The 22,416-nt window shown below is 70.1% G+C and carries 18 protein-coding genes and 1 pseudogene; 6 read left to right on the top strand and 13 right to left on the bottom strand.

What is annotated here, in order from left to right; all coding sequences use genetic code 11:
* Window positions 1-4 precede the first annotated feature (4 nt).
* Both KPL78_RS26840 and KPL78_RS26835 read left to right on the top strand, forming a co-directional pair.
* Window positions 5-1,393: a flavin monoamine oxidase family protein gene (locus KPL78_RS26840; protein ID WP_219766398.1), complete on the top strand. Its 1,389-nt coding sequence runs from the start codon at window positions 5-7 to the stop codon at window positions 1,391-1,393.
* Between the two features lie 120 nt (window positions 1,394-1,513).
* Window positions 1,514-2,161 carry a putative adhesin gene (locus KPL78_RS26835; RefSeq protein WP_219766204.1) on the top strand — a complete coding sequence of 216 codons (648 nt, stop codon included), beginning with the start codon at window positions 1,514-1,516 and terminating at the stop codon, window positions 2,159-2,161.
* 180 nt (window positions 2,162-2,341) lie between these two features.
* On the opposite strand, the gene KPL78_RS26830 is transcribed toward KPL78_RS26835, so the two are convergent.
* From KPL78_RS26830 to KPL78_RS26805, 6 genes are all read right to left on the bottom strand, one after another.
* The gene (locus KPL78_RS26830) at window positions 2,342-2,905 is read right to left on the bottom strand and encodes a nucleotide exchange factor GrpE (RefSeq protein ID WP_219766202.1); all 564 of its coding nucleotides are present in this window, start codon (window positions 2,903-2,905) and stop codon (window positions 2,342-2,344) included.
* Window positions 2,906-3,519: 614 nt separating this feature from the next.
* Entirely contained in the window at window positions 3,520-4,077 is a 558-nt protein-coding gene (locus KPL78_RS26825) for an HD domain-containing protein (RefSeq protein WP_219766200.1), read from the bottom strand.
* A gap of 66 nt (window positions 4,078-4,143) precedes the next feature.
* Window positions 4,144-6,177 (bottom strand): HWE histidine kinase domain-containing protein, encoded by a 2,034-nt coding sequence (locus tag KPL78_RS26820; RefSeq protein ID WP_219766199.1) that lies wholly within the window; start codon window positions 6,175-6,177, stop codon window positions 4,144-4,146.
* Window positions 6,178-6,304: 127 nt separating this feature from the next.
* On the bottom strand, window positions 6,305-7,324 hold the full coding sequence (locus KPL78_RS26815) for an NADPH-dependent curcumin/dihydrocurcumin reductase (protein ID WP_219766197.1): 1,020 nt from the start codon (window positions 7,322-7,324) through the stop codon (window positions 6,305-6,307).
* Between the two features lie 40 nt (window positions 7,325-7,364).
* Window positions 7,365-8,225, bottom strand: a complete 861-nt coding sequence (locus tag KPL78_RS26810) for a metallophosphoesterase family protein (protein ID WP_219766195.1) — start codon at window positions 8,223-8,225, stop codon at window positions 7,365-7,367.
* A 4-nt stretch (window positions 8,226-8,229) separates the two neighbouring features.
* Window positions 8,230-9,780, bottom strand: a complete 1,551-nt coding sequence (locus KPL78_RS26805) for an ABC transporter substrate-binding protein (protein ID WP_219766193.1) — start codon at window positions 9,778-9,780, stop codon at window positions 8,230-8,232.
* A 152-nt stretch (window positions 9,781-9,932) separates the two neighbouring features.
* Between KPL78_RS26805 and KPL78_RS26800 the strand changes: the two genes are divergently transcribed.
* Together KPL78_RS26800 and KPL78_RS26795 are read left to right on the top strand one after the other, a co-directional pair.
* Window positions 9,933-10,733 (top strand): enoyl-CoA hydratase/isomerase family protein, encoded by an 801-nt coding sequence (locus tag KPL78_RS26800; RefSeq protein ID WP_219766191.1) that lies wholly within the window; start codon window positions 9,933-9,935, stop codon window positions 10,731-10,733.
* Complete coding sequence (locus tag KPL78_RS26795) at window positions 10,730-11,221, top strand: GNAT family N-acetyltransferase (RefSeq protein ID WP_219766189.1); 492 nt, start codon at window positions 10,730-10,732, stop codon at window positions 11,219-11,221. The genes KPL78_RS26800 and KPL78_RS26795 overlap by 4 nt, the downstream gene beginning before the upstream one ends.
* Here the strand turns inward: KPL78_RS26795 and KPL78_RS26790 are convergent.
* On the bottom strand, window positions 11,190-12,158 hold the full coding sequence (locus KPL78_RS26790; RefSeq protein ID WP_219766187.1) for a Bug family tripartite tricarboxylate transporter substrate binding protein: 969 nt from the start codon (window positions 12,156-12,158) through the stop codon (window positions 11,190-11,192). The two genes, KPL78_RS26795 and KPL78_RS26790, sit on opposite strands and share 32 nt — an antisense overlap.
* A 122-nt stretch (window positions 12,159-12,280) precedes the next feature.
* Between KPL78_RS26790 and KPL78_RS26785 the strand changes: the two genes are divergently transcribed.
* The gene (locus KPL78_RS26785) at window positions 12,281-13,525 is read left to right on the top strand and encodes a tetratricopeptide repeat protein (protein WP_219766185.1); all 1,245 of its coding nucleotides are present in this window, start codon (window positions 12,281-12,283) and stop codon (window positions 13,523-13,525) included.
* Window positions 13,526-13,781: 256 nt separating this feature from the next.
* On the opposite strand, the gene KPL78_RS26780 is transcribed toward KPL78_RS26785, so the two are convergent.
* From KPL78_RS26780 to pgi, 6 genes and pseudogenes are all read right to left on the bottom strand, one after another.
* Window positions 13,782-14,729 (bottom strand): alpha/beta hydrolase, encoded by a 948-nt coding sequence (locus KPL78_RS26780; RefSeq protein WP_219766183.1) that lies wholly within the window; start codon window positions 14,727-14,729, stop codon window positions 13,782-13,784.
* 10 nt (window positions 14,730-14,739) lie between these two features.
* Window positions 14,740-16,368 carry a flavin-containing monooxygenase gene (locus tag KPL78_RS26775; protein WP_219766181.1) on the bottom strand — a complete coding sequence of 543 codons (1,629 nt, stop codon included), beginning with the start codon at window positions 16,366-16,368 and terminating at the stop codon, window positions 14,740-14,742.
* 63 nt (window positions 16,369-16,431) lie between these two features.
* On the bottom strand, window positions 16,432-16,959 hold the full coding sequence (locus tag KPL78_RS26770) for a dihydrofolate reductase family protein (RefSeq protein ID WP_219766179.1): 528 nt from the start codon (window positions 16,957-16,959) through the stop codon (window positions 16,432-16,434).
* Window positions 16,956-17,510 carry a hypothetical protein gene (locus KPL78_RS26765; protein ID WP_219766177.1) on the bottom strand — a complete coding sequence of 185 codons (555 nt, stop codon included), beginning with the start codon at window positions 17,508-17,510 and terminating at the stop codon, window positions 16,956-16,958. Before KPL78_RS26765 ends, KPL78_RS26770 begins: the two co-directional genes overlap by 4 nt.
* Before the next feature lie 9 nt (window positions 17,511-17,519).
* Window positions 17,520-19,175 (bottom strand): annotated as a pseudogene (mdoH, locus tag KPL78_RS26760) (glucans biosynthesis glucosyltransferase MdoH); the annotation flags it as partial.
* 505 nt (window positions 19,176-19,680) lie between these two features.
* Window positions 19,681-21,351 (bottom strand): glucose-6-phosphate isomerase, encoded by a 1,671-nt coding sequence (gene pgi, locus KPL78_RS26755; protein WP_219766174.1) that lies wholly within the window; start codon window positions 21,349-21,351, stop codon window positions 19,681-19,683.
* A gap of 222 nt (window positions 21,352-21,573) precedes the next feature.
* Between pgi and KPL78_RS26750 the strand changes: the two genes are divergently transcribed.
* The gene (locus KPL78_RS26750; RefSeq protein WP_219766172.1) at window positions 21,574-22,398 is read left to right on the top strand and encodes a hypothetical protein; all 825 of its coding nucleotides are present in this window, start codon (window positions 21,574-21,576) and stop codon (window positions 22,396-22,398) included.
* The last annotated feature ends 18 nt before the right edge of the window (window positions 22,399-22,416 follow it).

Genomic DNA, 22,416 nt, shown 5'->3' with positions numbered 1-22,416 from the left:
GGTCGTGGTCAGCATCGCGGGACTGAATCGGCGCGGCCTGCTGCGCCTGCTGGCGGCTGCCGCCACATCCCCCATCCTGCCGCGCAGCGGTCACGCCCAGGCCCCCGCGCGGCCGCTCAGCGTCATCGTCATCGGCGCCGGGCTGTCCGGCCTCGGCTGCGCACGGGCGCTCGCCGATGCCGGGCATCGCGTGACTGTGCTCGAGGCGCGGGCACGCACCGGCGGCAGGCTGCACACCGTCACCTTCCGCGGGCAGCGGCTGGATCTCGGCGGGGCGTGGATTCATGGGCCGGAGGGCAATCCCCTCACCCCGCTCGCCGACCAGGCCGGTATACGGCGCCTGCCGACCTACGACGCCCGCAGCATCATGTTCGACGCCGATGGCCGCCGCCTGACCGAGGCCGAGACCACCGCCATCTTCGACACGGTCGGCCAGCTCATCGCCCATGACAGCCCGTTTGCGTATCGGGGCGCCCGCGACGTCTCGCTGGCCGAGGCCGTGCCGATCGTCGACCCGACCACGCGGGCCACGCCCTATGACCAGCGGGTCGCGGCCTGGCTGTCCTCCTACATAGCCGGCTACGCCGGGGGTGATGCGGCGGAGGTCTCCGCCCAGGGCTGGTTCGGCGGGGAAGGCGAGATCCCCGACGAGAACCACCTGCTCGCCCAGGGCTATAACGCGATCACCGACCTGCTCGGGCGGGGTCTCGACATCCACCTCCGCCAGGTGGTGCGGGAGGTGCGGATGACGGGCGCCGGCGTCGTCGTCGCCACGGCGGAGCAGGCGTATTTCGTCGACAGGGTGGTGGTGACCCTGCCGCTCGGCGTGCTGAAGCGTGGCGATGTCGCCTTCGACCCGCCGCTTCCGGCGGCACATCAGGGGGCGATCGCGCGCATCGGCAATGGCTTGCTGAACAAGATCATCCTCGCCTTCAACCAGCCCTTCTGGCCGCCCGAGACGCATTACCTGCGCAGCCTGTCGGCTACGCGGGACAATGCAGCGCCGGAGATCGTCTCGCTGCAGCCGCATCTGAACGTGCCGGTGCTGGTGGCCCTGGTGGGCGGGTCGGCCGCCCAACGGATCGAGATGCTGCCGGATGCCGCCCAGGTGGACCAGGTGATGCAGGCGCTGCGCCGAATGTATGGCAGTGCCGTCCCGAACCCGGTCGAGACCCGCGTCACCCGCTGGTCGCGCGACGTCTATGCACGGGGGTCCTATTCCTTCCTGCCGGTCGGCGGCTCACTGGACGATCATGCCGCGCTGTCGCGGCCCATCGCGGGCCGCATCTTCTTCGCCGGCGAGGCAGCGACGACCGAGGCCCCGTCCTATGCTCATGGCGCACTTCTCGGCGGACGGCGGGCGGCGCGGGAGGTGATGGCCACGGCAAGCTGACGCCCATCGGTTCCGCCCGGCATCGCCCGAACCCGGCTGGACGCACCGGCGCCGGTGCTGCCATCGTTGTATACAAGTCGACTGACATCCCGTCAGCGACCGGACGGGAGAGATGAGACGATGGGTTTCGGCAATGCGCTGATCAACTTCATCGACCACAATCTGAATGACGTGAAGCGCAAGTCGCACATGAAGTTCGGCTCAGGCGCATGGGTTGTTCAGCTAAAGAATCACTACATTGTCGGCAACACCAAGGGTGCGACGTCCTGCTATATTGGCGCCCACGGCGGCAGCATGGGCGCAAGCTATGGCCTAGACAGCAAGACCTTCACGGTGCCGAACGGTTGTCATGTCAAGTTCTACCAGCCGCACGGCTTCTGTTTCGCGCTGAACAACAATTTCCTGCGTAGCGGCAAGGCGCTCAAGCAGGATGCGTCCGAAGGCGACGTGGAATTCAGCGGCGGCGAAAACTGCACCAACTACCTGCTGAACAAGTTCGAAGGCCGCCACGGCGCCGACGACCTGGAAGAGGCCGAGGACCAAGGCACCACCTACACCGCCCTGCAAAGCATCGCGGAGGAGGCCGGCATCGTGATGGTGACGATCCGCAATCGCTGGTCAGCGGCGAGCGTGTCCCTGGAAGACACCATCGACGCGGTCCGCAAGGTGGCGCCCAGCATCACCACCTTCCACTGCCTGTTCTGCCGGGTGGACGACACCGATTCCGACTGGACCTGGTCGGGCAGTTCGGGGAAGTGGTTCGAGTAACCAGGGATCCCGGATCGCGATCTGTTGGTATCGCGCGCGACACGTCAGGGTGGGCTTCGATATCTATCCTGCCGGCGGCGCCCAGCACCAGATCGAGGTTTCCAAAGGCCTTTCGGCCATGGGTGGGGTAAGTCCGAGAGGGGCCAAAGCCCCACTCGGTTCCGCCGCGGAGAACCGGCGCTACCGCCCCCCGCCAGCCGCGACCACCACCATGGCCGGCTTCAGCAGCCGCCCGTTCAGCGTCCAGGCCGGCGTCCAGCAAGCCACCACCGACCCCGGCGCGACGCCGTCGGGCGCCGGCTGTTCGGCCATCGCCTGGTGCATCTCGGGGTCGAAAGGCTTGCCCGTCGGGTCCTCGCGCTTCACGCCGTTGCGCTCCAGGATACCGATGAAGGAGCGTTCCACCCCTTCAATCCCGTCGCGAATCTTGGTCAGCACTTCAGGCTCGCCGGCTGCCTTGCCGGGCAGGGCGTCGAGGCCGCGGCGCAGGTTCTCCGCCGCCTCGACCACGTCGCGGGCGAATTTCTGCGTGGCATAGGCGCGGGCCTCCTGGACCTCGCGCTGGGTGCGGGAGCGCAGGTTCTGCATCTCCGCCTCGGCGCGCAGCCACTTGTCCTTGAAGCCCACAACCTCGGCCTCGAGCGCAGCAATGCGCTCCTCGGGCGTCTGCTCCGCCGCGGTCGCGGGCGAAGCGGGCTCCGCCGGCTCGGTGGCGGGCGTTGGGGTATCCTTGTCGTTGCTCATCGGGAAATCGCGTCTCGTACTTCGCGGGCGCGGCGCGGAGGCCGCCTAGGGCCTCTCACCTAGGCTGCCGGAGGGCCCGGGGCAAGGCGCCCCGGTCCCGGCAAGCCGGCTACCAGCGCCGGCTCTCGTTCCAACCGCGGTCGTAACGGTCCCGATTTGGCCGGCTCCAGCCATAGTCCCGGCGTGGCGGAGGCGCCCAATACCGGGCCGGCGGGCGGTGCCAGCCCCAGCGCGGCGGGGGCGGCGGCGCATGATGCCAGGCCGGACCCGGGCGCCAGCCATAGGCCGGCGGCGGATGATCCCAGGCGCAGGCCGGGACGGCGACCAGGGTGGCGAGGAGGAGGGTGGCAGTCGGAAGCAGGCGGCGCATGGCGCATCTCCCTGAGGCAGGGAGTAGAAGATCATGACCGCTTGTTCATGACGGGGCCGGTCCGTGGCAAAGGCGCGGCGCCTGTGGCAGCGCTGTGGCGGCCCGGCGAACGTCCGGACAATCCGGCACCGACCCGCACCCGGCCAGCCATCCAGGGTGCAGGTGTCGGGTGGCCGGGTGGAAGTGAGGCGATGCCGATCCAGCGTGCGCGATACAACGCTCCGGCGCGCTTTCGGACGGGCTCTCAGCCTTTCTCGGCCGAGAGCTTCGCCACGGCGGCACGGTAGGTCTCGTCGAACAGCGCGTCGAGCGCCGGGTTCACGCCCTTCAGCCCGGCCGCGACGCGTCCTGCCCAGCCGACATATTCCAGCCGCCGCGCATGGATCCAGTTGGCCGGCGGGCTGTCCGCGATGGCCCGCAGGTTCGAGATCTTGTCGGCCAGCTTCAATTGCTTCGCCCCGTCGGACTTCTTCGGCGCCTGGCTGACCTGCAACGCCTTGCGCACCTCCTTGGGCAGGGCGGTATCGTCGGTCGCCTCGGCGACCAGCCCGGCGATCTCCTCGCCGAAGGACGCGACCAGGTCGGCATGCGTGACGGGCGTGTCCTCGACCGTGTCGTGGAGCAGGGCCGCCAGGACGACCGGCAGGGGCGCACCATATTCGGCGAGGATGCCGGCGACCTCGATGACATGGTTTACATAGGGTTCGGCGGCCATCCCCTTGCGCGTCTGGCCGGCATGGGCGCGGGCGGCGAACAGGGTGGCGCGCAGGATCTGCGCGGCGGGATCCGTGCTGGGTTTCATGGTCCTTCCCATGAGCCTGCCATGGCCTGCCGCGCAAGGGCGGAGAGGCCGGGAACAGGAACGGCCCTAGGGGCGGTCCGTCCTGACCTGAGCAAGCGGCAGCAGGATGTCGCACACCATGCCCTCATCGGGCCAGCGCCGATCCACACTGCCGCCGAGCTGGCCGGCCACCGTGGCCTCGATGACGCGTGAGCCGACGCCGCGATGGACGGGCAGCCCCGGCGGGCGCCCGCCGCTCTCCTGCCAACGCATGCGCAACAGCCCCTCGACCTCGTCGATGCGCCAGGTCGCGACGACCTCCCCGTCCGGCGTCGACAGCGCCCCGTGCTTCACCGCATTGGTCGCGAGTTCGTGGAAGACCATGCCGAGCGCCTGCACCGCCTCGGCTCGGATGCGGAAGGCCGGGCCGGCGATGACGAAGCGGCAGTCCGGCCCCTTGTGACCGATGCCGACCCCGCCGAAGGGTGCGAGTTCGTCGATGAGCATCGCCGCGAGGGGGGCTCCGGTCCAGCGTTCGGCCGCAAGCAACGTCTGTGCCCGCGCCAGCGCCGCGACGCGGCCTTCGATGAGGCGTGCATAGCCCTCGGCGCTGTCGGCCCGCGTCAGACGCAGGATCGCCTGGATGATGGCCAGGGTGTTGCGGGCGCGGTGGTTGACCTCCTGCGTCAGCAGCTCCCGCCGTTCCTCCGCCTCGCGGCGTTCCGTGATGTCCTGGACGGTGCCGGCGACACGCAGCGGGTGGCCGGTCTCGGGATCGGCGCGCACCACCGCGCCATGGGCTTCGATCCAGCAGGAACCGCCATCCACACGCTGTAAGCGGTACTCCTCCCGGTAGGTGGCAGATTGCCCGCCGAGGATCCTGTCCCAGACAGCGCGGAAGCGCTCACGATCGCCCGGATGGATGCGGGCGATCCAGTCGTCGAACGGCGAGACGGCGAGATCGGGACCGAGACCGGCGATCTCGAGCGCGCGGGCGGATCGGGTCGTCAGGCCGGTGGACAGATCCGTCTCCCAGGTGCCGAACCGCCCGGCCTCGACAGCCAGGCGCAAGCGCTCCTCGCCCTCGCGCAGGGAGGCGGTGCGCTCGGCGACACGCTGCTCCAGCCCGTCCAGGGCACCCTCCAGCGCCTCCTGCTGCCGACGCACGACGAGGGCGAGCCCGACCAAGGCGACGACCGCCGGAAAGCCGACCATCAGCAGCGGCACCAGCACCTGGCGCCAATGCTGGACGATCTCGGCATGGCGCCGGCCGACCGTCACCACCAGCCCGGGCACGCTGTCCAGGCGCCGGTAGGCCAGCGCGACGGGATGGTCGTCGCGCACCGCCTGGCCCGTCACGGTGCCCTGCCGCAGCCCCGTAGCCAGGGCTCGCCGCAAGGGCCGTTCGGGCGGGACCGGCGGCAGCGGGTCGATGAGGGGCGGCTGCCGGGCGAGGATCTGCCCGTCCTGCCGCATCAGCGCCGCAGTATCGGTCGCGCTGTCGGTGTGCCGGCCGAGCGCCAGCCCGAGCTGGGCCGTGTCGATCAGCATCACCACCGCGTGGTCCGAGGCCGGCCGGCGCCGTCCGCAGGCGATCAGCAGGCCGCCGTCCTGACGATAGACCGTGCCGACGGCCAGGGTCCCGGGCGCGACATCGGCCAGCGCCTGCCGGAAATCACCGCCCGGCGCGCCCACTGGGCTGCCCGGCTGCGCATCGACCCGGCGAAGCTCGCGCCCGGCGGCGTCGAGTACGAGTACGGCATGCAGCAGCCGCTGGCCGCCGTTCAACAGGGCGAAGCCCTCGTCGAGGCGCGCCTTCTCGGAGGGCGTGGCCGGGCGGTCCAGGGCCATGAGCGTATCCGCCATCCGCTCCGACGCCTGGATGAGGTTTTCGAGGTTGCGCTGGACGTAGGCGGCGTTGAGGTCGGCACCGCGGGTGAGGTCGTGCTCCGTCTCCGTCCAGGTAAGGTGCCAGGCGCCCCAGGCGCCGGTGACGAGGATGGCCGTCGGCAGCAGCACGACGGCGGCAAACAGCATCCACAGGCGCCGTGCATTCCGCCTGCGCACCGGCGCTGCGACGCCAGGAAAGCCGGCGAGCCGAAGGGGGGCAACCTCGTCCATGCTCATCCGTGCGCAGGCCTGCCCCTTGCCTTCCCCCTATCACGCAATGCTGAACCAACTATCCGGGCGGGGTCTGTGCGGTGCAATACCTAACGGCCCCCTCGCCCGGTCACGCTTCCGCGTCCGGTCAATCGACGGCCACCACGAGCTTCCCGAAGTTTGCGCCCTGGAGCAGGCCGATGAAGGCCTCGGGCGCAGCGCTCAGGCCCTGGACCACATCCTCGCGCCAATGAACGCGCCCGGCGCGGATCCAGCCTTCCATCTCGGCGCGGAAGGTGGGGTAGCGGGGCCAGCCGGTGTCGGAAACGATGAAGCCCTGTATGCGCAGGCGCTTGCGGACCACGGGGCCAAGGTTCGGCCCCACCGGGGCGCCGGCGGCATCCGCGCCGGGCGCTTCGTTGTACTGGGCGATCATGCCGCACATCACCATGCGGCCGAAGTCGCGGAAGCGCGGGAAGACGGCCGCCTGCACCTTGCCGCCGACATTCTCCCAATAGACGTCGATGCCTTCCGGCGCCGCGGCGTCGAGCTGCGCGTCGAGATCGCCGTGATGGTCGAGGCAGGCGTCGAAGCCGAGTTCCTTCACCACGAAGTCGCACTTCTTCGCCCCGCCGGCGATGCCGATGACCTTGCAGCCGCGGATCTTCGCGATCTGGCCGACCACCTGGCCCACGGCGCCCGAGGCGGCGGAGACGACCACCGTCTCACCGGCCTTGGGCTGGCCGATATCCTCGAGGCCCACCCAGGCCGTGAGGCCCGGCATGCCCAGCACGCCAAGGCTGGTGGACAGCGGCGGATCGGCCTCCGGCACCTTGAAGAGCCGCTCGGGCCCGACGACGGAGAAGCGCTGCCAGCCATAGCCGCCGAGCACCACGTCGCCGGGCGCGAAGCCCGGTGCGCGGGAGGTGACGACGACGCCCGCCGTCTGCCCTTCCATCACCGCGCCCAGCGCGACCGGCTTCGCATAGGATTTCACATCCGCCATGCGCCCGCGCATGTAGGGGTCGAGCGAGAGATAGCGCGCCCGCACCAGCACTTGGCCCTCGCCGGGTTCGGGCATGGGGGTTTCGACGATCTCGAAATCCTCGCGCACCGGGGCGCCGACGGGGCGGCGCTTCAGCAGGATCTGCAGATTGGTCTCGGGCATGGCATCCTCCATTCGCGCGGAGGATGCCACCCCCGCGCCGTCAGGGCGAGCCGGACCAGGGCGGCAGCGTCGTGGTGGTGCCGTTGTTGCGCATCGTCCAGCCGGACATGTCGATGACGAACATGCGCTCCGGCTCCACGAGCCGATGCGAGGCCTGGCCGGCTTCCAGCCGCCATTCCAGATAGCCCGGGCGCGGAAAGGTCTGCCAGCGCGCCATGCCGCGCCGGACATCCACCATGGCCGTGGCGGGTGCCCAGACGATCTCCATCCCGCGGTGCTCCATCCGCCGATAGGTGTGCAGATGGCCGCAGGCGATGACGCGCACGCCGCCTTCCACGCAGGTATCGAGGAAGGAGCCGCGCGCCCGATGCGGGATGACAGAGGTCGTCGGCGCCGGATCCTCGGGATCCTGGTCGAAGGGCGGCATGTGCATGAAGACCATCACCGGCCGCCGGTCGCGCTTGGCCAGCGCCTCGGCGAGGAAGCCGCGCTGCTCGGCCTCCTCCGGGAGGTCGCTGCCCATCAGCGCGGTGTCGAGACCGACGAGCCGCCAGCCGCCCGCGTCGTGCCGCCACCACTGCGGCCCGACATGGCGCCGCCAGGCGTCCATGCGCGCGGCGTTCACCGGCTGGTCGAGGCGCGAGAAGGACGGCGCCTCGCCGATGTCGTGATTGCCGGGGATGGCGCGCCAGGGCAGGCCGAGCGCGGCCAGCGCCGCCGCGCCATGGGCGAGGTCGTCCTCGGCAGCCGGCCCGTTGAAGGACAGGTCGCCGCCATGCACCAGCAGGTCGGGCGGCGCATCCGCCATGGCCTGCCGGAACGCATCCCAGTTCACGCCGAAATAGGCATGGGTCGCGGACAGGTGAGTGTCGCTCACCTGCACCAGGCGGATGGGCGTCATGGGTTCAGCCGAAGGCCAGGTTATCGGGGCGGAGGTCCATGAAGTAGAAGGTCGTCGGCCGCCAGCGGATGTTGCTCCGCACCGCATAGAACTCGGCCGGCTGGTAGAGCACCGTTCCCGGCGCCGCATCCTCCCACGCATTCAGCATGCGCTCGAACAGCGCCTTGCGCTTCGCGGGATCGGTCTCGGCTTCCAGCGCGCGGCCGGCAGCGTTGAACTCCGCCGTGGTGGCGAAGGCGCCCGACTTCTGGAACCAGGAGGCAGGGCCCCAGGAGATCCACAGCGCGCCCAGCGGATCGGGCAGGCGCGTGGAGTTGGAATTGTTGCCGACCTGCTGCCCGTCGGCGCGCATCTGGGTGAAGTTCTCCACCACCTGGAGCTTCGCGTTGATGCCGACCGCCTTCCACATCTCGACGATCACCTGCGCGGCCCGCAGCGCGTTGGTGTAGTAGTTCGGCATGGTGCGGTAGGTGATCTCCTGCCCCGCATAGCCGGCTTCGCGCAGCAGGCGCTGCGCCGCCTCCGGGTCGTAGCGCAGCGAACGGCCCTCCAGGAACATCTGGCCGTATTCGGGATAGTTGTGGCCATGCGGCACCACCGCCTTGCCGTCCCACAGCGTATCGACCAGGAGCTGCCGGTCGATCGCAAGGCCGAGCGCCTGGCGGATGCGCTTGTCGCTCATATGCGGGCCCCGCTCATCGAAGGTCAGCACATGGACATTGGCGAGCACCACGTTGCGGACGTCGATGCCCGCCGCGCCGCGCAGCGTCGCCGTCTGGTCCGGCGTGACATTCGTGATGAGATCGACATCGCCCGATTGCAGCGCCGCGACGCGCGCGGCGAGTTCCGGCACCTGGCGGAACTCGACGCCGCGCGCGGTGGGGCGACCCATGAAGTAGTCGTCATGGGCCTCCAGCGCGACGAGCTGGTCGCGCTGCAGGCGCTTCAGCTTGTAGGGCCCGGTGCCGACCGGATCGAGCGAGAAGCCGTCGAAGCCGCGCTCCTCATAGGCGCGCCTGTTGACGATCCACGACGCCCAGGAGGCGAGGCGCTGTTCCAGCAGCACGTCGGGCACGCGGGTGCGGAAGCGCACGGTGCGCGGGTCGAGTGCCTCGACCGAAGCGAGGGTCGCGAAGTAGGATCGCGCCTCGGGCATCAGCGGGCGCTCGCCGAACATGCGGGGTGAGGTGAAGGTGTAGACCACGTCCTCGGCGGTGAGCAGGTCGCCGTTGTGGAAGCGCACGCCCTCACGCAGGCGCACCACCAGCTCCTGCGGGCCGGCGCGTTCCCAGGCCTCGGCGAGGTGCGGTTTCAGCTCGGACCCGCCGCCATCGGGGGAACCCAGGAAGTCGCGGCGGATGAGCGTGTCGAACATGGAATAGGTGGTGCGGGTGCCGACATTCGACAGTTCCCGCGCCGGCTCCAGGGTCGGCGGCACTTCCGGCACCGCAACGCGCAGCAGCGGGCGCTGGCCGGGCTGGGACTGGGATGCCGCCTCCTGCGCCAGGGGAACGGCAAGGCTCGCGCCGAGAAGGCCGCGTCGGGTCAGGGTCATGGCAGGGGCTCCGCGTTTCGGCCCGCCATGCCAGACGACGATGATGGCCCTGCGACAATCGAGTTGCGATCCCATGACGATGGGGTGCTGACAGGACGCTCGTCCCGTCGCACGGTGCGGCCAATCGAATCATCACCGAGGAGAAGCCGTCCGTGACCCTGCCCCATTACGAGACCCTGCAGCTCGAAGCGCCCGAACCGCATGTGCTGGTGGTTCGGCTGAATCGCCCGCATGTCTCGAACGCCCTGAACACGCAGATGGGGCGTGACCTGCACGCGGTCTGGACGGGCATCACCGCCGAGCCGGGCGACACGCGCTGCATCGTCTTCGCCGCCGCCGGCGAGAAGGCCTTCTGCGGCGGCGGTGACCTCAAGGAACGCAACGGCATGACCGATGCGGCCTGGCGCCACCAGCACGAGATCTTCGAGCGCGCCTATTGGTCGCAGCTCGATTGCCCGATCCCGATCGTCGCCGCCGTCTCGGGCCATGCCTATGCGGGCGGGCTCGAAATGGTGCTCGCCTCGGACTTCGCCTATGGCGTGGCGGGCGCGCGCTTCGCGCTGACCGAGGCGGCGATCGGCATCATGCCCGGCGCCGGCGGCACGCAGACCCTGCCGCGCATCGTGGGCGAGCGGCGCGCGAAGGAGATCATCCTCACGGCCCGTCCCTTCAGCGCCCAGGATGCGCTCGACTGGGGCATCCTGAACCGCGTCCTCGCGACGCGCGAGGAACTGACCGAGGCCGTGATGGACACCGCCCGCACCATCGCGCGCAACGCGCCGCTGTCGGTGCGCCAGGCCAAGCGGTCGATGCATTTCGGGTTGCAGATGGACATCCGCACCGCGCTGCGCTTCGAGGTGGAATGCTACAACCAGCTCGTCGGCACCGAGGATCGGCGCGAGGGCATCGCCTCCTTCAACGAGAAGCGCAAGCCGGTCTTCCACGGCCGGTGATCACCGTCGCGGTCGAGACGCCGCGGCGGGAGGAGGTCGCGGCGCTGCTGCGGCACTCCGATGCCGTGGCGGCGGCGCTGTATCCGGGCCAATTTCGCCGCGCGATAGACCCGGCCTCGCTCGACTGTGCTGGGATCAGCCTGCTGGTGGCGCGCCATGACGGGCGCACCGCCGGATGCTGCGCCCTGTTCGACCGCGAAGATGGCAGCGGCGAGCTGAAGCGCATGATCGTCGCCGAGGCGCATCGCCGGCAGGGCATCGGCGAGGCGCTGCTGCGCGGCGCGGAGGCGTTGGCGATTCAGCGCGGCATCGCCTTGCTGCTACTCGAAGTCGGCATCCGCAACGACGCAGCGTACGCCATGTACCGGCGCGGCGGCTTCACGCCGCGCGGACCCTTCGCGCCCTATACCGCCACGCCGATCAGCCGCTTCCTGGAGAAGCGGCTGGTGCCGGGGATCAGTTCGCTGTCGCCCCTGCCCGCTCGATGATCGGCCGCCACTTGGCGGTCTCCGCGACGATGAAGCCGGTGAGTTCCTCCGGCGTGCTCGGTGCCGGCTCCAGCCCGTGGCCCTTCAGCGCGGCGACGACGTCAGTGTCGCGCATGCTCTCGTTCAGCACGGCGTTGACCCGGTCCACGATCGGACGCGGCAGGCCGCGCGGGCCCATCATCGCGTACCAGTTCGCGACCTCATAGCCCGGCAGGTTCGCCACCTCGGCGACCGTCGGCACATCGGGCAGCAACGCGCTGCGGCGGGCCGAGGGCACGGCGAGGGCGCGCAGCCGGCCGGCCTCGATATGCGGCAGCACCGTCGCCGCCGTCGCGATGGAGAAATCCACCTTGCCGGACAGGATATCGGTGATGAGCTGCCCGCCGCCGCGATAGGGCACGTGGATCGTCTCGATCCCCGCCATGGAATCGAGCAGCGCGCCGCCGAGATGCCCCGCCCCACCGACGCCCGAGGACCCGTAGGACAGTTCGCCCGGCTTCGCCTTCGCCGCAGCGATCAGCTCCGGCAGTGTCCGCCAGGGCTTCTCGGGCGCGACGACGAGAAAGTTCGTCACCTCAACCGAACGGCCGATGGTGGTGAGGTCCGTCAGCACGTCGAAGGACAGCCGCGTCATGATCGGGTTCATCACCAGCGAGGCGATGGTGCCCATCATCAGCGCCGTGCCGTCGGCCGGCGCGTTGACGGTCGCCTCGCTGGCCAGGTTGCCGCCGGCGCCCGGGCGGTTCTCCACCACGATGGGCTGGCCGAGCAGCGCCTGCATGCGTGCCGCGATGGTGCGCGTGGTGATGTCGGTCCCACCGCCCGGGGCGAAGCCGACCAGCACGCGGATCGGCCGCGTCGGCTGCCACTGGGCCAGCGCGGGGCGCGCCAGCAGGGCAAAGGTCGTCGCACCAAGGATGCGCCGCGTGGTCTTCATGGCCTGGTCTCCTCCCGGCCCGGTCCGGGGCCTTTGCGCGAAGGCTAGACCCATTCCGCGCCACGCGAAAACCGCGTCAGGACGCTTGCCCCCGGCACTGGCTTGCCGTTACCTCCCGCGCCATGGACGCCGCGCCAGCCCAGGGGTCGATCGAACCGGCGCCGCCTGCGCGGCGAGGCTGGCTGTCCCTGCTCATGGGTGCCTGGCACGCCTGGTCGCGCTTCGTCTTCGGGGCTTTGCCGGTGGTGATCGGCGTGACCATGGCCGGCCTCGTGGTGCATGAGGCGGTGAACGATTCCATCGAATTCACCCCGATCGCCGTGCCCGCCGGCTTCGCCGACCACGGCCTGACGCCGGAAGTGGTCGCCGCCCGGCTGGCCGATGCCATCGACCGGGCCGCCACACAGACCCTGTCCGAGACGCTGCACCGCCCGGCCGCGGAGCTCGAGAACTCGACGCCGGACCTCAATCTCCCGGTCGTCGGGCTGTCGCTGCATTCCCTTGCCTCGCTGACGCGCAAGCTGCTCGGCTGGCCGGAACGGCGGCTGACCGGGGAGATCACGCAGTCGGGCGACCAGTACCGGCTGCGCCTGCGCCTCTCGGGCCATGGCGTGGTGGCCGATGTTGCCGTGCCGAAGAGCGAAGGCGCCGACCAGTTGCTCGTCCTCGCCGCGCCGGAGGTCTGGCGGGTCGTCTCGCCACGGCTTTACGCTTGGCATGTCGCGCAGCTCGACATCGAGGAGGCTGAGATCCGCGACCGGCTGCTCGAACTGCGCCGGCGCGCGCGCGACCCCGAGACGCAGGCAACGCTGACCTATCTCATCGGTCGCTCCCTGGTCCGTGGCGGGCGGCCGGAGGAAGGTCTCGCCATGATGGACGGGCTCGTTCAGTCCCAGCCCAGTTATGCTGCGGGCCACTACGGCCGCGCCCAGGCATTGCAGGCGCTCCATCGGCCCGAGGAGGCGCTCGCCGCGCAGAAGCTTGGCCTGGACCTCGATCCGAACAGCCCCTGGGCGCATCTTCTTTCCTCCGCCCTGCTGCGCCAGATCGGCCGGTATGATGAAGCTCTGGTGGAGGCCCGGCGCGCCCAGGACCTCGACGACGACGACCGGCCCGGCCTGATGGAGGAGTCCCACATCCTGCGGGAGATGGCCCGCCCTGACGATGCGGCGGAACGTGCACGGCGGATCCTCGCCGTCGACCCGCACCACGCGCCGGCCCTGGCCGCCCTGGGAGAAGCCCTGCTGCGCCTGGGCGAGGCGGAAGCTGCTCTCGCCACCTTCGACCAGGCCTTACTGGAGGCGCCGCAACTCGCTGCGGCGCAGGTCGGACGCGCCGCAGCCCTGCATGCCTTGGGGCGCGACTGACATTGAGAACACGAGGGCTTCACCCTCGTGCCCCTCGGCCGCAGGGCTGCCGGCGGGCCCCGGTTCGGAACGTCGTGGGGCCCGTATGGCCAGCCGCGGCGGAAGGCTCGCCTTCCGGTCCGGTGGATGCTCCGGAAGGACGCCCTTCGCGTTCCTTCCGCGGCACCGATGCGGGCAGTCGCACAACTGCCACGCGGCAAGGCCGTGTCGCAATCCGGCCGGCGCGCTTCACACGGTGCCGGCGCCCGACACGCCTCTACGACATTTCCCAATGCGCCCGCAGCGCCAGCGCCGCCTGGCGCAGGGTAAGGTCCGAGGTCGGGATGTAGCGTCCCATCGTCAGATAGGCGTGCATCTGGTCGGCGACATGCAGATGCGTGACGGTGACACCTTCCGCATCCAGCCGCCGCGCATAGGCGATGCCCTCGTCGCAGAGCGGATCATGGCCGCAGGTCATGACGAAGGCCGGTGCCACGCCGGCGAGCGAAGCCGCGCGCAGCGGCGAAGCGCGCCAGTCGATGCGCCCGGGCACGTCCGGCGCGTAGTGGTCGATAAACCAGCGCATCGTCGTCGCGGTCAGCGGATAGCGGTCGATGCAGCGGTCATAGGATCGCGCCTCCGCGGCGAGGTCCGTCACCGGATAGAACAGGACCTGAAAGCACGGTGCCGGAACCGCGCCATCGCGCCCCATCAGCGCCATGACGGCGGACAGATTGCCGCCCGCGGAATCGCCGCCGACCGCGATGCGCCCGGGGGCAATGCGCAGGGAGGTGGCCTCGGCGGCGATGAAGTGCAGCGCGGCTGCGCAATCCTCGACCGCCGCGGGGAAGCGGTGTTCCGGCGCGAGCCGATAATCCACCGAGATCACGCAGGCGCCGAGATGGTTGGCGAGGCTTCGGCACACCTGGTCGTAGGTACCGAGAGTGCCGATGACCCAGCCGCCGCCATGGAGGAAGACGAGGCAAGGCAGGACGGCCGCCGGATCGGTGCCGATCCCGCGATAGCGCCGCAGCGGGATCGGCCCGGCGGGGCCAGGGCAGGTCAGATCCTCGACCTCGGCGACCTCCTGCGGATCGGGTTGCAGCACGGGTGCGGCAGCGATGGAGACCTCGCGCGCCTGGTCCGGTGTCAGGGTGTGCAGGGCCGGCCGGCCGCTGTCGCGAATCAGATCAAGGACGCTCTGCGCGCCGGGATCGAGGGGCATGGTCTCTCCGTCACTCCGCCGCGGCGGCTTCGGGCGCGGCGGTCAGGCGGAAGCCTGCATAGCCGCGCGCGGCGATATCGTCACAGATCTCGCGATAGGTGCCGACACCGCCGACATAGGGCATGAAGACCTGCGGCTTCCCGGGCACGTTCACGCCCATGTACCAGGAATTGGCGCGCGGATAGAGCGTAGACGCCCCGACCTCGGCGACCTGCCGCACCCAGTCGTCCTGCGCGTCGGGCGCGGCCTCGATGCTCGTCGCGCCGCGCGCGCGCATCGCGGCGAGCGCATCGGCGATCCAGTCCACATGCTGTTCGATGGACACCATCATGTTGCTGAGCACGGATGGGCTGCCCGGCCCGGTGATGGTGAAGAGATTGGGAAATCCCGCAACCATCAGGCCGAGATAGGAGACGGGACCATCCGCCCAGGCGTCCCGCAGCGTCACGCCGCCCCGCCCGGCGATGTCGATGGCAAGCAGCGCGCCCGTCATCGCATCGAAACCGGTCGCGAGCACCAGCGCGTCGAAGGAGAAGTCCTCGGTGGTCGTGCGCAGGCCGTGTTCGGTGATGCGGTCGATCGGCGTCGCGCGCAGATCGACCAGGCGGACATTCGGCCGGTTGAAGGTGGCGTAGTAGTCCGTGTCCACGCAGATGCGCTTGGTGCCGATCGGATGGTTGGTCGGGCAGAGAAGATCCGCCGTCTTCGGATCCTGCACGATGCGGCGGATCTGGCGATGGACGAAGTCGCGCGCGGTGGCGTTGGCGTCCTCATCGCGCAGCAGGTCGGAGAAGGCCGCCATGAAGGCGGTGCCGCCGGCCGCCCAGGATGTCTCGTATTGGCGTTCACGGTCCTCCGCGCTGACCTCCAGCGCGGAGAGCGGATTCAATGGGTAGTCGATGCCCGTGCGCAGCGTGCGCGCATGGCGCCGCCGCGCCGCGTAGTCATCCTTCCAGGATCGCTCATAGGCCTCGTCGATCGGGCGGTTATGCGCGGGCACGCTGAAATTCGGCGTGCGCTGGAAGACGGTGACCTGCGCGGCTTGCGCCGCGATGACCGGGATGGACTGGATCGCGGACGACCCCGTGCCGATCACGCCCACGCGCAGCCCGGTGAAGTCCACCGGGTCATGCGGCCAGTGACCCGTGTGGTAGGCGGGGCCCCGGAAGTCATCGAGGCCCGGGATCTCCGGCCGCTTCGCGCTCGACAGGCAGCCCGTCGCCATGATGCAGAAGCGCGCGGTGACGCTGCTGCCATCCTGCAGCATCAGGTGCCACAGGGACGCGGCCTCATCGTATCGCGCCGCGCTGACACGCGCGTCGAAGCGGATGTCGCGCCGCAGGTCGAAGCGATCGGCGACGTGGTTGGCGTAGCGCAGGATCTCGGGCTGCGTTGCATAGCGTTCCGACCAGCGCCAGTCCTGCTGCAAGGCTTCGTCGAAGGAGTAGGAATACTGCATGCTCTCGACGTCGCAGCGCGCGCCGGGATAGCGGTTCCAGTACCAGGTGCCACCGACATCCTCGCCCGCCTCCAGCACGATCGCGGACAGGCCGAGGCCGCGCAACCTGTGCAGCATGTAGAGCCCGGCGAATCCGGCGCCGACGATGACGGCATCAACCCTTGTGGCCTGTTTCGGCATGGCAACGCTTCCCTTGTGCTTGCGGGAAGCCTTGCATGATCCGCCGGCGCGATCCACTCGCCGTCAGGGGCGGTGATAGTCCAGTTCGACCACGCCGTTCGGGAAGGGCCGCGCCGCGGTCAGGGCCCAGGCGGCGCCCGGCCCTTCCGTGGCGAACAGCCGAATGCCGGCGCCGAGCGTCAGGGGAATGACGAAAAGTTCAAGCGTGTCCACCAGCCCCTGCGCCAGCGCCGCCTGCGCGACGGCCGCCCCGCCGAGCAACCAGATGTCGCCCGCGGCGGTCTCTGCCTTCAGCCGCGCGACGAGGTCATCCAGCGCGCCGGAGGCGGTCTCGACTCCCGCCGGCGCATCGGCGTCGAGCGGACGATGCGTCAGCACCACCACCCGCTTGCCGGCATAGGGCCAAGTGTCGAAACCGCGCACCTGGTCATAGGTCGCGCGCCCGGTCAGGATCGCGCCGATGCCGCCCAGGAAGCCCTGCATCCCGTAATCCTGGGCATCGAAGGGCGCGAGCCAGCCGACGCCGCCCTCCGCATCGGCCAGGTAGCCGTCCAGGGACATGGCGGCATAGAGCCGCAGCCGCGCCGTCATGCCCGGCGTCGCCACTGCGCGCGCACGGCCCGCACGCGGTCGATCAGCCCGGGGCCTCCGCCCAGGACCATGGCACGGATCATCGTCTTGGCCTGCCGGACCGCGTGCCGTGCCGCCTGCCAGCTCGGCGAGGCATCGAGATAGGCGTGCGCCCGCGCCAGCAGTGCAACAATGAAGTTCCGGCTCCGTGCGAAAAGCGGGATCTGCATCAGCTTCGGCTCGGCCACTGCGTAAAGATGGGCGGACATCGCCGTGCCCAGGAACTTCGCCCCCAGCAGCAGCAGCACCCCCTTCATGGGATGCCCGCCGCCGATCAGCCAGACCGCGGCGAATTTCAGCGGAATCAGCCCGAGCAAGGGGACCACGAACAGCAGCAGCACGATGTGCGGATCGAGCCGCAGCACCAGCCGTTCCAGCCCCTTGAAGATCGGCAGCCGCGCGATCTGCCCGCCGAGCCAGGTGGCCCAGTGCCAAATCGTTTCCTCGAACACGACCCAGAGGAAGGCCAGCAGCAGGAGCGGCGCCCGCAGCGCCCGGCGCAAATGGAACATGGCTGGTATCTAGGCCATCCGGCGCACGATTTCTTCCGGGAAAGCGCAGATTTCTTCCTGCCGCAGCCAGGCGGAGAGACCGGCATCCGCGGTCACCACCGCGAAGGGAATGGCGAGCACCAGCGAGGCCAGTACCGGCAACGCCAGGATCAGCGCGAGCGGCGAGGCCGCCGCGAAGGTGACCATCAGCACCAGTCCCGCCAGCGTCGGCGCCCGGAACTGCCGCGCCGCATCGGCCCAGGACACGCCGCGATCGGCCCGGTTCTGCGGCACCCAGCCCACCTTCAGCCCGAAGGGCAGCGCCAGCAGGAACAGTGACTGCGCCATCAGCCGCGCCGGTTCCATCAGGGTCGTGAAGGCGATCTCGGCCGCCGCGCTGCGCAGCACGCCGCCACGGCCACCATAGAGTTCCGCCAGGCCGGGCTTGATGAGCATCTCCGCATAGCCGGCGAGCTTGGGCGCGTAGTGGCACAGCCAGGTCGCCCCCATCAGCAGGATCAGCCAGCCGGTCGGGGTCGTCGCGCCGCCGCCGGTCAGCGCATTGATGGCGGCGAGCAGCAGGATCCCGCACCACAGCGGCGCGCCGGCGAAGAGCAGCATCGCCTGCACCAATTGCCAGCGCGCCATCCAGGTCTGCCCCGGCAGGCGCAGCAGCGCGAGGTACTGCATATTGCCCCCCGCCCAGCGCAGGTCGCGCGTGACGAAATCGCCGAAGGTGGGCGGGTTGCCCTCGGAACTGCCCGTGTCGTCGGGCAGGACGCGCACCTTCCATCCGGCTGCCGTCAGCCGCGTCGCCTCCACTTGGTCGTGCGAGAGGATGGGCGACCCGTCCGGCAACGGGTCAAGCCGGCAGTGGTCGCGAAACGGCGCGATGCGGATGACAGCGTTGTGTCCCCAATAGGGCCCCTCATCCCCCTGCCACCAGGCTTGCCCTGTCGCCCAGGTTCGCATCCCCTGCCGCATGCCGAACTGGAACAGCCGCGGGAAGGCCGCCGTCGCCGGTCGCCCGTGGATGAGCTGCTGCACGATGGCGAGCTTCGGATCGGCCTCCAGGATCGCGACCAGCCGCAGCACCGCGGCCGGCGTCATCTCGGAATCCGCATCGAGGCAAAGGAAATAGTCGAGCCCCTCCCCGTGATGATCGAGGAAGTCCATCACATTACCGGCCTTGAACCCTTCATTCGTCGTGCGGCGGCGGTACCGCGCGTTGGGGCGGTTTGCCGCGAAGGCGCGAAAGGCGGCCTCCTCGGTCTCCGCCGCATCGCCGGCGGGCGTGTCCGACAGCACCCACAGCGCGAAGCGGTCCGCCGGCAATCCGTCCATCAGCCGTGCCAGCGGCGGCAGGACGGCGTCCATGGCCTCGTTGCGGATGCAGATGGCGACGGCGGTGCAGCCCCGCGGCGGCCCGGGCCGCGCGGCGCGGAGCTGCGGCAGCACCGCCGCGGCCGGATCGCGCGCGATCAGAAGGATCGCCAGGCCGGCCAGCGCATTCGCGGCCGACAGAGCGCTCCAGGGCACCGTGCCGAGGAAGCAGAGAAGGATCAGCACCTCCCACGGCGTCCAGCCACCGGGCGCGAGGGCGGCGACCAGCAGCCACAACAGGCCGGCAGTGATGACCAGGGCCAGCGCGGCAAAGAGCAGGCGCTGGTATGTCATGGCCCGCTGGTGGGCCGAGACGAGGCTTGGCCCTTCCTTCGGCGAAGCACCGCTTCATCCCTCAACGAGGACCGACGGGCTCCCGGACGCCCCGGCCTGCGGCTGGGCGCGATGGTCGGCATGGCGCCGCGATCGGGTCTTTCGCGCGAAAGGTGCGCCCGATCGCGCCCATTATTGCACTGTGGAACCGAGAGGGGCTCTACACCTCTCGGAACCTCCCCGCCAAAGGCCGAAGGGCCGTTGGAAACCTCAACCTGGTGCTTTGCGCGGCAGGCAGAATGGCGCCGAGACTGGCTCTTGCGCACGCAAGGCGCTGCGAGGGATCCGGAAGCGCTTCGTGCCCAACGCCAAGAGACTGCGTTCCAAGTGCTCCAAGCACTTGGCGGGGTGGCTTGGAGGGGTGGCGCCCCTCCAACTGCGACCGCGCAAGCATCGGGCACCCTCATCAGCCGCGTCTTCCGCATCGTCGCGCCCGAGGGATGGCAGCACCCCATTCCGGGGCGCAACCGTCGCCTCATCCCTGCCCTTGCAGCCGCAGAATCTCGGCCACCAGCGCGTCCGTCGCCCGATCGACGATGGCGGTGCGGCCTTCCAGCCGCGCCAGGGTCCTCCCCGCGACGACCTTGCCCAGTTCCACGCCCCACTGATCGAAGGGATTGATCCCCCACAGCGCGCCCAGGCAGGCGACCTTGTGCTCATACAGCGCGACGAGCTGTCCAAGGGTGAAGGCGTCCAAATGCGGGATCAGCAGGACGTTGCTCGGCCGATCGCCCGTGAAGACGCGGTGCGGCGCGATCGTCGCGACCTGCCACTCGCTCGCGCCCGCTTCCGTCATCTCGGCGCGCACCTGTTCGAGCGTCTTGCCGACCAGCAGCGTCTCCGCCTGCGCCAGACCGTTGGCGAGCAGCTTGCGGTGGCTGTCCGGATGCGCGTGGTCGGGCTTGGCGACCAGGATGAAATCCACCGGAACCGGGGTCGGCCCCTGATGGATCAGCTGCATGAAGGAATGCTGCGCATTGGTGCCCGGCTCGCCGAACACCACGGGGCCGGTCCCGTGCGCCACCGGCTGCGCATCCACGCCCACCGCCTTGCCGAGGCTTTCCATCTCAAGCTGCTGGAGATGCGCGGGAAAGCGCGCCAGACGCTCGTCATAGGGCAGCACGGCGCGCGACGGGTAGCCGAGGCCGTTCACGTGCCACACCTCGGCGAGCGCCATCAGCACCGGCAGGTTCGACTCGAGCGGCGCGGCGAGGAAATGCTCGTCCATCACCCGCGCGCCGGCGAGCAGCCGGTCGAAGGCGTTCCAGCCGAGCGCGAGCGCGACCGACAGCCCGATCGCGCTCCACAGGCTGAAGCGCCCGCCTACCGTGTCGCTGAAACCGAAGACGCGGTCTTCCGGGATGCCGAATTCCGCCGCGCCCTTCAGGTTGGTGGACAGGGCAACGAATTGGGAGGCCGCACCCTCTTCGCCCATGGTCGCCGCCATCCAGGCGCGGACCAGCCGGGCATTGGTCATCGTCTCCTGCGTCGTGAAGGTCTTGGAGGCGATGAGGACCAGCGTCCGCGCGGGATCGAGGCGATGATGCATCGCCTCCCAGGCATGGGCGTCGACATTGGCGAGGTAGTGGGCGCGCAGCGGGCAGGCCGGGGTCCACAGCGCGCGGGCGACCATCGCCGGGCCGAGATCCGACCCGCCGATGCCGATATTCACCACGTCCGTGTAGGTCTGGCCGGTGGCGCTGCGGATGGCGCCGGCATGCACGGCCTCGGTGAAGACCTGCATGCGCTCGCGGGTCTGGCGCGCCTGGTTCCAGGCGGCGTTGGTCTGGATGCTGCCGACCTTGCTGGCGGGGCGTTCGCCCCAGCCGGGCGGATAGGCGGGCGCTCCGTCGGGAATGCGCAGCGCCATGTGCAACGCACCGCGGCCCTCGGTCACGTTCACCGTCTCGCCGCCCGCCATCGCATCGCGGAAGCCCTCGACACCGGCGGCCCGCGCCAGGGCGATAAGGGTGGCCTGCACCTCGGGGCCGATGGCCGTGCGGGACTGGTCGAGCAGCAGGTCCCCGGCGCGGTGCGTCATGCGCGCCACACGGTCCGGATCCGCCGCGAAGAGCGGCCGGACGGCCGCCGCGCCGGGCCTGCGGGCGAGCGCGGCGAAGGTGGACCAGGCATCGTCAAGCGTCATGGCGGTTCCTGTTGCGCGGCTATCCGGTCGAGGGCGTCACAATCACCCGCATCCTGCATTCAACCGGCGGGATGTGGCACCCCCAAGGCGCCAGCATGCGCGGGCGCTCACGATCCTCTGCCAAGGCTGTCCATGAAGTGCCATGAAGCGGTTCGTCGCGCGGTCGGCCGCATGGCCGCATCGCTAATGCACCAAGCCAGCCGCTATCACGGTGATACGATGATGAAGCGCCTTCTCCTCCTGGCCGCAGTGCTGGCCACGCCCCTGCTGCGACAGCCTGCGGCGGCGCAGCCCGCGCCCGCCATCCGCTCGGACATCCCGGCCCTGCGCTTCGTGCCGTTGCAGCGCCTGCCGCGGGCGCCCGCCATGCGCGGGGCTGACTTATGCCGCCACCTGCTCTCGGCGCCGCGCACCGAGGCGGGCCGCCAGGTCGCCGCGGCCGGATGGGCGGTGACGCGGGAGGCGAAGCTCGGCCCCTATGACGTCGTCAGCTTCGTCGGCGCCATCGAACCGGGGACGAGCGGATCCTGCCGGCTCGGCGACGGCAATCTCGGTATCTTCCGCGCCGGCGGGCTGGTGGCCATCGCCTATGCCCCGACGGCCGGGGCGGCGGCGATCGGCACGCTGCGCCCCTTCGGCGCGGATGCGCTGCGGCTCTGGGATGGCGATTTCCTCAGCCAGCCCGTGGCCGATCTGCGCCTCGGCGCCGGCGACGGCCTGACGATCCAGCCGCTGGCCGCGGAGGAACCGGTCTGCGGCGGGTCGGCGATGGTGCCCAATATCTACGGCCGGCCGATCGACCAGGCGCGCGCCATGCTGCTGCGCCACGGCTGGACCCCGGCGCCACCGGCCGGGCCACGCGAAGGCAACGACCCACGCGTGACGGAGCTGGTCCGGCGCGGCCTCCCCGAGGTCGAGGATTGCTCCGGCACGGGCTTCGGCTTCTGCGGCTTCACCTATCGCGGCACGGCCGGCACGCTGAACGTCACCACGGTCGGCGACAACGACGTTCCGGCCGTGGCGGGTTACGACGCGATCTGCCGGTGAGGCAGGGCGGGGTGCGTC

It is taken from the genome of Roseomonas alba (assembly GCF_019430885.1).
Taxonomy (GTDB): domain Bacteria; phylum Pseudomonadota; class Alphaproteobacteria; order Acetobacterales; family Acetobacteraceae; genus Neoroseomonas; species Neoroseomonas alba.
The sequence above is the reverse complement of the archived record's forward strand: the minus strand, read 5'-3'. Positions and strand labels throughout refer to the sequence as shown.

Coding starts and splice junctions, on each gene's coding strand:
- KPL78_RS26830 (WP_219766202.1), bottom strand. CDS start 2,905: ATGAGCAACGACAAGGATACCCCAACGCCCGCCACCGAGCCGGCGGAG.
- KPL78_RS26750 (WP_219766172.1), top strand. CDS start 21,574: ATGAAGCGCCTTCTCCTCCTGGCCGCAGTGCTGGCCACGCCCCTGCTG.
- KPL78_RS26805 (WP_219766193.1), bottom strand. CDS start 9,780: ATGACCCTGACCCGACGCGGCCTTCTCGGCGCGAGCCTTGCCGTTCCC.
- KPL78_RS26835 (WP_219766204.1), top strand. CDS start 1,514: ATGGGTTTCGGCAATGCGCTGATCAACTTCATCGACCACAATCTGAAT.
- KPL78_RS26815 (WP_219766197.1), bottom strand. CDS start 7,324: ATGCCCGAGACCAATCTGCAGATCCTGCTGAAGCGCCGCCCCGTCGGC.
- KPL78_RS26780 (WP_219766183.1), bottom strand. CDS start 14,729: ATGCCCCTCGATCCCGGCGCGCAGAGCGTCCTTGATCTGATTCGCGAC.
- KPL78_RS26775 (WP_219766181.1), bottom strand. CDS start 16,368: ATGCCGAAACAGGCCACAAGGGTTGATGCCGTCATCGTCGGCGCCGGA.
- KPL78_RS26820 (WP_219766199.1), bottom strand. CDS start 6,177: ATGGACGAGGTTGCCCCCCTTCGGCTCGCCGGCTTTCCTGGCGTCGCA.
- KPL78_RS26810 (WP_219766195.1), bottom strand. CDS start 8,225: ATGACGCCCATCCGCCTGGTGCAGGTGAGCGACACTCACCTGTCCGCG.
- pgi (WP_219766174.1), bottom strand. CDS start 21,351: ATGACGCTTGACGATGCCTGGTCCACCTTCGCCGCGCTCGCCCGCAGG.
- KPL78_RS26765 (WP_219766177.1), bottom strand. CDS start 17,510: ATGTTCCATTTGCGCCGGGCGCTGCGGGCGCCGCTCCTGCTGCTGGCC.
- KPL78_RS26790 (WP_219766187.1), bottom strand. CDS start 12,158: ATGAAGACCACGCGGCGCATCCTTGGTGCGACGACCTTTGCCCTGCTG.
- KPL78_RS26825 (WP_219766200.1), bottom strand. CDS start 4,077: ATGAAACCCAGCACGGATCCCGCCGCGCAGATCCTGCGCGCCACCCTG.
- KPL78_RS26770 (WP_219766179.1), bottom strand. CDS start 16,959: ATGACGGCGCGGCTGCGGCTCTATGCCGCCATGTCCCTGGACGGCTAC.
- KPL78_RS26785 (WP_219766185.1), top strand. CDS start 12,281: ATGGACGCCGCGCCAGCCCAGGGGTCGATCGAACCGGCGCCGCCTGCG.